We start from the raw sequence: 9,250 nt of genomic DNA, 5'->3' as shown, positions 1-9,250 counted from the left end.
GATCTATCGCCGCCCGTCGCCGCTGGTGTCGCCGTGAATGCTGTCCAGGGCGTCACCCTGGGTCCGGGAGAAGTCCTGACCCGACGACACCGTCAGGTTCGCGGCACCACCGAGCGCCAGCCCGAGCTGCAGCATGGCCTCACGCAGGGCAGTGTGCGGGCCTTTGTACTGGGCTTCGAAGGCCGCGCCCAGCTTGTCCCGGCCCCAGGGGGGCCTGGCCGGGTCCCACGACGTCAACGCGTCGAAGCCCTGGTGGAACATCTCCACCAGTCGGGCCACCTGGTCGGTGGCGTCACCGCCGCGCTGGACCTCGTCCGGCAGCGCGGCGAACATGTCGCCGTCAGCCACGGGAACCCCCGCCCCGGTTCGCGCCGTCCGTCGGCATCTCGACGCCGAGGGACTTCAGCATGGCGTCCAGGTCCAGGTCCTCCAGCCCCGACATCGCGAGGCCCGAGCCGATACCCGCGACGGAATCAAGGTGCTCGGTGGCGCGGGCCACCACCTCGGTACGCGCCGCGGTGATCGTCTCCATGACGGCAGCCGCCAGCTTCTGCCCGGACATCTCCTTGTGCTTGTCGTTGAGGAACCGCAGCGCGTTCAGCTCGCCCCCGGCCCCCACGGTGACCTCCACCGCGCGGTCCTTGGACCGCACCGTCACCGACAGCGCCGCCACGTCCTGCTGCGCCCGCATCAGCGCGTCGCGGTGCCGGGCGAACTCCGACAACGCCTCCTGGAGCTCCTGCTCCACCGAATCTTCCACGGTGTTCCTTTCCGGTGCGCTTTCGCGCGCGTGCTTCTAGCCGCCGGCGGACGAGGCCGGCTCTTGGGCGGTCGGTCAGCGGCCGATCGACGCCGGCAGTCCGCCTTCTTCTGTTCCCCACACGTCGTCGCCGTCGTCCGACCACCCCGGGGAGCTGGTGGACGGCCGGTTGTATCCGCCGGGTCCGCCCTGGGAGCGGGCCGGTACACCCAGCAGATCCTCGGGGTCCTCTTCCTCCTCCTCGTACGCGTCCGGCTCCGGCCGGCCGACGGGGCGGGGCTGCTGCTGGTTCGGGAAGAAGACGCCGTCGGACTCGTCGTCGCCGTAGACCTCGCGGATGCGTTCTTGTTCCTTGTTGCCCTGCTGGCCCTGCTGGCCCATGCGGGCCATGCCCATCATCATCATCGGCGAGAGCATGCCGCTCAGACTGGAGTCGGCCCCCGGCCCCGTCCCTGCCCCCGCTCCCGCTGCCGGCTGGCCGACGGCGGCCTGCTGCCGGCTGCCGAAGGCCCGGTTCGGGTCGATCGAGGCTTCGGTGCTCTCGCCCGTGGCGTCGGTGGGACCGCCCGTGGCGTCGGTGAGGCCGGCCGTCGTGGGACTGGGCACGGTCTGGAACTGCCCGTCCGGACCGGCGATGGTGCTGCTGCCGTCGGGGAAGGTGGTGGTGGTGAACCCGTCCGTGCCCGTGGTGGCGGTGGTGCCGCTCGGGTAGTGCACGGTCGTACTGCCGTCCGGGTCCAGGGTGGTGAGCCGGCCTGGGTCGCCGGACGTGGTGGGCAGGTCCGAGAGCGCACCGGGGCCGGTGGTGCCGTCCGGATTCGTGGTGGTGACCGTCCCGTCCGGGTGCAGCGTGTACGTGCCACCGTCGGGCAGGGTGGTCGTCACCGAGCCGTCGGGGCCGATGGAAGTGGTCGACCCGTCGGGGTTGACCAGGCTCTGGCCGGGGTCCAGATGGGTGGTCACGGTCTGTCCGTCCGGGGTGACGGTGGTGACGGTGCCGTCGGGGGCCACCGTCGACACACCTCCGTCGGGGAAGGCGGTGGTCACGCCACCGTCCGGGTTCTGCACGGCGGTGCTGCCGTCGGGGCCGGTCAGCTGCACCTGCCCGTCCGGACCCACCACCTCCGTCACACCGTTGGGGAACTGCGTCACCGACGAACCGTCCGGCTGCGCCGTCGTCACACTCCCGTCCGGATTCGACGTGAACGACGAACCGTCCGGCAGATGCGACGTCACACCACCGACCCCGTCCAGCCCGATCGTCGAACCGTCCGGATTCGTCACCACCTCCCCCGGACCCAGCACACCCACCGAAGTCCGTCCGTCCGGCGACGTCGTCGTCACCGTCCCGTCCGGACCCACCACCACCGAACTCCCGTCCGGGAACCGCGCCGTCAGACCACCATCCGCACCCGGCACGACCGCGCTCCCGTCAGGGCCGGTCAGCTGCACCTGCCCGTCCGGACCCACCACCTCCGTCACACCGTTGGGGAACTGCGTCACCGACGAACCGTCCGGCTGCGCCGTCGTCACACTCCCGTCCGGATTCGACGTGAACGACGAACCGTCCGGCAGATGCGACGTCACACCACCGACCCCGTCCAGCCCGATCGTCGAACCGTCCGGATTCGTCACCACCTCCCCCGGACCCAGCACACCCACCGAAGTCCGCCCGTCCGGCGACGTCGTCGTCACCGTCCCGTCCGGACCCACCACCACCGAACTCCCGTCCGGGAACCGCGCCGTCAGACCACCATCCGCACCCGGCACGACCGTGCTCCCGTCGGAGTTCGTCCTGCCGGGTCCGCCGGTGGTGAGTCCCTGGGCGGAGGCGGACGTGTAGGGCAGCAGCGGCACCGCGCCCAGACCCGTGGCCGTGGTGGCCGCGTCCGCTCCGGTCACCGTCGCGGTGTCGGTCGCGAACGGGTCCGGGGCGCTCAGGGCGGTGTCGGTGGGCAGGGCGGTCGCGTCGAGGGTGGTGTCGCCGGCGAGAGGGGCGCCGGCCAGGGTGGTGGGCGTCTGGACCGTGCTCTCGTCCAGGGTGCTGGGGGTGGGGAGGGCCGAGGTCAGCGAGTCACCGCTGGTGAGGCCGGAGAGACCGCCGGGCAGCCTCCCTGTGCCCCCGTCCGCGCCGATACCGGTCGTGCCGATACCGTCCGCGCCCATGCCGTCCGCGCCGATACCGGTCGTACCGATGCCGTCCGCGCCCATGCCGTCCGCGCCGATGCCGGTCGTGCCGATGCCGTTCTCGGTGAGTGCGGAAGGCGTGCTGACCGTGGTCGTGCCGCTTCCGTCCGGGCCACCGACCGTGGGCACACCGCCGACCGCGGCCGGGTCGTTCACCGCGAGCGTTTCCGGGGCGCCGCTCACGAGAGTGGACGGGTCGGGTGCGGTGACGTCCGTGATGCCCTGACCGATGTTCTGGCCGAGACCGTCGACACTGTCGCCGAAGCCGTCGAGCCCGTTGCCCAGGTCCTGGATGTCGCTTCCCAGGGAGTTCACACCCTGCTGGAAGTCGGTGGACTGCTGGGCGAACTCCTTCTGCGCCTCCTGCTGCTGCTGGAGCGCCTCCTCCTGCTGGTGCAGGGCCTCCTGCTGCTGTTGCTCCGCGATGTCCTGCTGAAGCGTTTCGGCGAGGCTGATCGAGGGGATGTCCTCGAAGGCGAAACGGGTGTTCCACGTCGGGTCGAGGACGCGGCTCCAGCCCTGGCTCAGCTCGGTGACGATGGGGAGCGCCGGCTCGTCGAGATTGGCCCTGAGGTTGTTCGTCCACCGGTCGACCGCCTCCTGCGCGATGCCCGACCAGGTACTGGTGTCCCTCAGATCGCCCCAGTGCGGCTGTGTGGAGAACCCCGCCATCGCCCGCCAGGTGATGACGTCCGGGTCGTCGGCCCGCTGCACCGTCCGCTTGATCGCCTGGATGCGCGAGGTGTTGTACTGCCTGATGAACCAGTCCACATCCCACATCAGTTCGTTCAGGATGCTCTTCGGGTCCGCGGGCGGAACGCGGGAGATCGACTGCCCGTCCGCCTCGTTGACGGTGATGGGCCGGCCGCGGCGCCAGTAGAAGTCGCTGAACTGCTGCAACAACTTGGTATGGGCCTGATGCAGCATGTTCTCCGCGCCGATGATCTGGTCACCGTGGAGCGTGGTCGACGCGAAGCCCGGGGTGGCGACCGACTGGTACTGCGGCTGGAAGCCGGGCGGACGCAGCTGGGCCAGGAAGTGGTCGTACTTGTCGTGCAGGTCCTTGACCAGGTTGTAGAAGACACCCGCCGCGGTGCCCTTCCAGGCGGCGTTCTCGTCGCCGAGGTGATCGAGCCAGTGCTTGAGGACGGCCTCGTGATGGTAGAAGAACTGACCGGCCACGTCGAAGGACCGGGCTGCCTTGGCGAACGAGTGCAGGTCCACGCCGTCCGTGCCCGTGGGTTCACCACCGGAGGAGGACTGGACACCGGTCGTCTGGAACTGGTTGACCAGACGCGACAAGGCTTCCTGGCTGCGCTGCGCGTAGGTGTCGCCCAAGGAGAGGTCCGCGTAGTTGATGTTCGCCTGGTACATGTCCACGCCCTTGCCCTTGAGGACGTAGAACTGGAACGAGGCCCCCGTGTCCCGCAGTTCGGTGCGGGGCTGCAGGGTCGCGGCCACCTTCTTGACGTCGACGTTGATCCAGGGAATGCCGCTGTCGCCTTTGACGCCGGTCACTTCGGAGCGCTCGGGCAGCGACCAGCCCGTGAGCAGCTTGACGATGTGTTCCCAGTTGTCGACAGCCATGTGAGGACTCCAGCGGACGGGGGGTGGGCGGCGGCGCGAGTCGTCCGGGGTACCGCCGCGGCGGCGCCCCGGGGGCGGGGGGATGGCACCCCGGAGGCGGGCGACGCGGCGGTGCCAGGGTGACCGACGTCAGGCCGTCGTCGTGGGCGAGGAGGACAGGCCGGTGCTCTGTTCCCCGGTCATGGCTCCGTCGTACTCGCGGATGGCCGTGAGGAACTTCTGCCCCTCCACCTGCTGGAGGGTCTCGCCCTGCGTCTTGAGCATGCTGTCGATCACTTCCAGGAGGTTGCCCTTCAGCTGATCGAAGGCGGTCGAGTGCCGGTTGAGCACCGTGTCGATCGCCGACGCGGCCTGGGTGGTGTGGGCGACCAGGTTCTTTCCCGCGGTGTCGGAGTCACTCCCCATCGGTCCGATGGCGAAGGGACCCGCCGACGCGTTGGACATGTCGTACAGGGACTGGCCCTGCTCCGGGCTGGAGCCGCGCAGCCTGACAATGTCGTCCTTGAACGGCTGGACTTCCTCGTCGATGAACGAACGGAGGGCGGGAGCGTCCAGTTTGGTCAGATCAGCCATTGCATCCCCTTGTGACGGTGCCGGAGCGACGGTGTGCGACGGGCCGTCAGAACTTGATCTCCTCGAAACCCTGGGCGTTGTCGTTGACCGTCTTGCGGTACATGTCGCGGATGTTGTCCAGCGTCTGCGCGTGCGTCTGCAGAATGGTCGACAGGGCCGTGACCTCGGCCTCCCAGGTGGGCTGGACCTTGTTGATGTACACATCGCGGTCGGGGCCGAGCCACTGGCCGACGATGGGGGCGATCTCGCCCTCCAGCGTGGTCACCACCGTCCTGATCGCCTGGGTCTGGTGGAACATCTCCTCGGCGAAGGTCATGGCCTGGCCGTGGTCGATGTAGATGCCGTCTTCTGCGGCGCCCATGAGGGTCTCCTTCGTTGGTGGGGCGGGGTGCGGGGGGGGCGGTGCGGGTCAGACGCCGCTCATGGCGTTGTAGGCGTCGTTCTGTACGTCGTTGCCGAACGCCGTGAGCTTGCCGCCGGCGACCACCTCTTCCATCGCGCCGGCCTGCGCGCTGTTCGACGCCTGCATGCTGAAGCCGAGCTGGTTCTCCATGGCCTCGCAGGTCCGCTTGATGCGGTCCACCTCGCTCAGCCAGGTCTCCATGACCCGTGCGTACGCGTGACCGTCCGGGCCCTGGTAGTTGGTCTGCAGGGTGGCCTTCGCCGTCTCCACCTGACCCTGGATCCTGGTCATGTTCGACCTGGCGGTCTCCAGACTCCTGATGGCCATGTCGTACGTGGCACTGGATGACTGCTGCTGCGTTCCGCTGGGAGTGCTCATCGTGCCGTTGCCTTCCGCTGTGGGGGGCGAATCATGTGGGGCACGCCACGCTCTGTCGTGGGGCCCGCCGGGGTGCCTGCAAGATACGTGTGCGTTGCCGGAATGTGCCGGGCGCCAAGAGCTGAGCAGGCATCAGTTGATCGAAGTATCCAGATGCTAATCATGTTTGCGCCTCGATCACAAGCGCGGCCAGAACATGTGTTCAACGCATCGGGTGATGCGTTACGCGCATGTGTGAAGACCTCAACTGGTGACATGTGTCTGCGTGTACGGCGTTCGAGATACCGTCGGCCCGCCGGTGCCGGATGTTCCACTACCGGTCATCGCAACGCGACGTGCCGGTGACCTCCTCGTGCCCGGACCGCGCCGATCCGGGGGACAGGTCGGGGCCCGTCGGCAGCATGTCGAGCAGGGGCGAGGGCAGTTCCTGAGCCCGGGTCAGATCGTAGCCGAGCGCCTCGGCGGCCGTCCCGGACGGCACCCGGTACTTCCGTCCGGTGTCGGTGACCAGGTACGTGCTGTCGCCCAGGTCGGAACCCGAGCTGCCCAGCGCCCGGACCAGGCTGCCGCCCGACGGCGGGACCGACACCGCGTCCACCGCCAGACAGGCCGCGGCGAGTGCCCGGCCGGGCGGCGCGGACCGGGCGTCGACGGCCGAGGAGAGCGCGGTCACCAGGCCGACGTCGGTGCCCGTGTCGCCGTGCGGCGTCAGGCGCACGCACAGATCCTGGTCACCGCCGGTGCGCAGGGTGCCGGGCGGCGCGGGAGGCAGGGCCGCGCCGGCCTGTTCGACCCGTCCCGGCTCGCCGGAGGCACTCTTCGGCGCCAGGGCGCCGTCGAGGGCGTTGGAGGACAGGGTGATCGCCTGGGGGGCCTTCCCTCCGTAGGCCCGCTCACGTGTCGCGCTCGCGCCGAGGACCAAGGCCGCCTGCGTGGTGGTGACGGGGGTCAGACCCGAGCGCAACAGCAGGTAGTACTGCTGGTCGGAGCCGGGCGTCACCACGGTGAAGACCTGGCCGACTCGGGTGTCGGCACCGTCCAGACCGGGGCCGGGCGCGCCCTGTCCCGCGACCTTCGGCGGCGCCAGGTCCGGGCCGGCCGGCAGGGCGTCCAGGAAGGCCGCGGAGACCCGCAGCGGGTCGACGGCGCCGTAGCCGAGGGCGGTGGCGGTGGCCTGGCCGCCCGGCAGACGGAAGCGGTTGCCGCGCCAGAGCAGGAACAGTCCCGCGTCCTCGACGCGCACCAGCGCACCGTCGCCGTCCGCCACGGTGGCGCCGGCCAGGTCGGAGTCGACCAGGAGTGTGGTGGTGGTCCTGCCGCCGCCGGAGTCGTCGGTCCGGATGCCCGCGCACACCTGCCAGGGGCCGGCGTCGAGGGCCTTGCCGGACGGGAGGTAGTCGGGGGCGCCCGCGATCCCGACGGGGTCGCCGTGCGGGGTGCCGCGCAGCGAGGCGGTGGAGACCGTGTCGGTCTTCAGGTCCGCCCCGACCAGCAGGCGCGCGGACGCGTAGTTGCGCACCGGCCGCAGCCGCTCACCGTCGAACAGATAGCGCGTGCCGGTGTCCTTCTCCACCACCAGGGTGTGGCCGTCGCGCCAGCCGGTGGCGCCCCCGGGGCTGATGAGCCCGAACACCAGGGCGCCCACGCACAGGACGGCCGCGAAGGCGGCGCCGACCGCGACCGCCTTGTAGGTGCGGCCGGTGGGTGGCTCGGGGGTGTCGGGGTCCTCCCGCAGCAGTCCGGTGGTCAGCCGGGAGACGACGAAGCGATGGGCCTGGACCTGGTCCCGCCGGTTCTGCATGAGGTGCTCTCTCCTAAGCGGTTCAGCCGTTGGCCGAGCGCAGTATCTGGTAGACGCCGAAGGTCCACAGCACGACGGGCAGCAGGGCGAAGGCCGTCACGGACTGCAGCAGGTCCCCGGCCCTCCCCCAGTGGGGCAGCAGGCGGCGGCCGGGGGCCGTCCAGGAGATGACCGCCAGCGCGGCGGCGGACAGCAGCAGAGCGGCCGCCACCACCAGCCGGCCGGTCCCGTCCCAGCGGGCGGCGAGTCCCGCGGCTGCCAGCAGCGGTCCCAGCAGGGCGGGGACCGCCAGGGCCAGCCGCTGCCAGGCGGTGCCCAGGCTGCGTCCGTGCAGGAAGAGCAGCAGCGCCAGCAGGGCGCAGGTGGCCAGCTCCGGTGGCTCCGGGTGCCGGGCCAGGCCGGCCAGGCAGCCCGCGCACACGGCGCCCACGCCCAGGTACAGGGCGCTCATCCAGTGGTCGGTGGCCGCGGCGCGGGCGGCGACGTCCTGCCCGGCGTGCGGTTCGATGCCCTCCTGGAGCTGGTCCGCAGTGGTGGGCAGCGGTGGCAGGCGCAGTCCCGCCAGCGAGAAGGAGAGCCGGGGGACGAAGGCGCCGAAGACGACCGCCGCCACCGCGACGCCTCCGGCCGCGCTCGAGAAGGGCACCTCCACGGTGACCATCAGCACCCCGCCGACGACACCGGCCACGCACACGACGGCCGCGGCGGCGAAGGCGACGGCGAAGACGGACACCACCGTCAGCGCCAGGGCCGTGCCCGCGCCGGCGGCCACGGAACCGGCCAGCAGCTGCGCTCCGGTACGGACGTGAGAGTGCGGCGCGGACCACGGGTCGCCGACGGCCAGGACCCCTGCCAGCCCCAGGAAGGCGCAGGACACCAGCCCGAGCAGCACGCCACCGGGCGGGTCGTCCAGCATCCTGGCCGCCGCACCGGCGCCGGCCATGGCCAGCAGGGCGGCGCCGGCCGTCAGCGCGGCCCGTGACGTGGTGTCACCGGGCAGGGCCAGTACCGCCAGGCAGCCCAGCAGCGTCACGGTCGTCATCAGGCGCAGGGTCCAGCGGCTGACCGCGGGGCTCCACGCGTGCGGCAGGTCGCGCACCGTGCCGGAGACGGCGTCCACCAGGCTGTCGAAGCGCACCGGCGGGAGTGCCTCCGCCTCGGGGCGCAGCAGCAGCACCTCCCCATCGCGCAGGTCGAGGGAGTCGGGCGTGCCCTCGGGGTCCAGTGGCTCGCCACCGATGCGCTGGAGAACCCAGCCGCCGTGCTCGAGTCCGGCTTCCTCCAGTTGTCCGCCCGCGTGGCCGACGACGACCGGCAGCAGGTCGGCGAGCGGGATGTCGGACGGGACGGCCAGGTCGATGGTCTTCTCCGGGGCCCGTATCGTCACGCGACACAGACCTGCGACAGAGCCTTCGCTCATATGTGTCTCACACCTCTCGGGCGGCTCGCGCCATGGGTCGGCAGGGGCGGACGTGGTCCCCGCCCTCAGGGCCGGCTCTGCCACCTACCGGTCACTCGGCCGGTGACGGTGGTTCCCGGGGGCCCACGCCTCGTGGGGAGG

Annotated in this window: 8 protein-coding genes; all 8 read right to left on the bottom strand. The window is 71.0% G+C overall.

The window, feature by feature from the left end; all coding sequences use genetic code 11:
- Positions 1-3: 3 nt before the first annotated feature.
- Positions 4-348: a hypothetical protein gene (locus Sdagh_RS04285; RefSeq protein WP_189421579.1), complete on the bottom strand. Its 345-nt coding sequence runs from the start codon at positions 346-348 to the stop codon at positions 4-6.
- Entirely contained in the window at positions 341-760 is a 420-nt protein-coding gene (locus tag Sdagh_RS04280; protein WP_189421578.1) for a YbaB/EbfC family nucleoid-associated protein, read from the bottom strand. The genes Sdagh_RS04285 and Sdagh_RS04280 overlap by 8 nt, the downstream gene beginning before the upstream one ends.
- A gap of 75 nt (positions 761-835) precedes the next feature.
- A complete protein-coding gene (locus tag Sdagh_RS04275; protein WP_226534526.1) occupies positions 836-4,534 on the bottom strand; it encodes an AAWKG family protein in 3,699 nt (1,232 codons plus the stop codon).
- Between the two features lie 129 nt (positions 4,535-4,663).
- Entirely contained in the window at positions 4,664-5,107 is a 444-nt protein-coding gene (locus tag Sdagh_RS04270; RefSeq protein WP_189422666.1) for a type VII secretion system-associated protein, read from the bottom strand.
- 46 nt (positions 5,108-5,153) lie between these two features.
- On the bottom strand, positions 5,154-5,468 hold the full coding sequence (locus Sdagh_RS04265) for a WXG100 family type VII secretion target (protein ID WP_189422664.1): 315 nt from the start codon (positions 5,466-5,468) through the stop codon (positions 5,154-5,156).
- A 48-nt stretch (positions 5,469-5,516) separates the two neighbouring features.
- Positions 5,517-5,888, bottom strand: coding sequence for a hypothetical protein (locus Sdagh_RS04260; RefSeq protein ID WP_189422662.1), 372 nt, complete (start codon positions 5,886-5,888; stop codon positions 5,517-5,519).
- A 313-nt stretch (positions 5,889-6,201) separates the two neighbouring features.
- Positions 6,202-7,689 carry a type VII secretion protein EccB gene (gene eccB, locus Sdagh_RS04255; RefSeq protein ID WP_190078636.1) on the bottom strand — a complete coding sequence of 496 codons (1,488 nt, stop codon included), beginning with the start codon at positions 7,687-7,689 and terminating at the stop codon, positions 6,202-6,204.
- Between the two features lie 22 nt (positions 7,690-7,711).
- Positions 7,712-9,076: a type VII secretion integral membrane protein EccD gene (eccD, locus tag Sdagh_RS04250; protein ID WP_308288732.1), complete on the bottom strand. Its 1,365-nt coding sequence runs from the start codon at positions 9,074-9,076 to the stop codon at positions 7,712-7,714.
- Positions 9,077-9,250 lie beyond the last annotated feature (174 nt).

This window comes from Streptomyces daghestanicus (assembly GCF_020521275.1).
Classification (GTDB): domain Bacteria; phylum Actinomycetota; class Actinomycetes; order Streptomycetales; family Streptomycetaceae; genus Streptomyces; species Streptomyces griseoviridis.
Note: the sequence above shows the minus strand (reverse complement) of the source record. Positions and strands in the feature narration are given on the sequence as shown.

What these genes read in the sequence shown, in the direction of transcription:
- Sdagh_RS04275 (WP_226534526.1), bottom strand. Translation starts at nt 4,534, where the DNA reads ATGGCTGTCGACAACTGGGAACACATCGTCAAGCTGCTCACGGGCTGG.
- Sdagh_RS04270 (WP_189422666.1), bottom strand. Translation starts at nt 5,107, where the DNA reads ATGGCTGATCTGACCAAACTGGACGCTCCCGCCCTCCGTTCGTTCATC.
- Sdagh_RS04265 (WP_189422664.1), bottom strand. Translation starts at nt 5,468, where the DNA reads ATGGGCGCCGCAGAAGACGGCATCTACATCGACCACGGCCAGGCCATG.
- Sdagh_RS04260 (WP_189422662.1), bottom strand. Translation starts at nt 5,888, where the DNA reads ATGAGCACTCCCAGCGGAACGCAGCAGCAGTCATCCAGTGCCACGTAC.
- eccB (WP_190078636.1), bottom strand. Translation starts at nt 7,689, where the DNA reads ATGCAGAACCGGCGGGACCAGGTCCAGGCCCATCGCTTCGTCGTCTCC.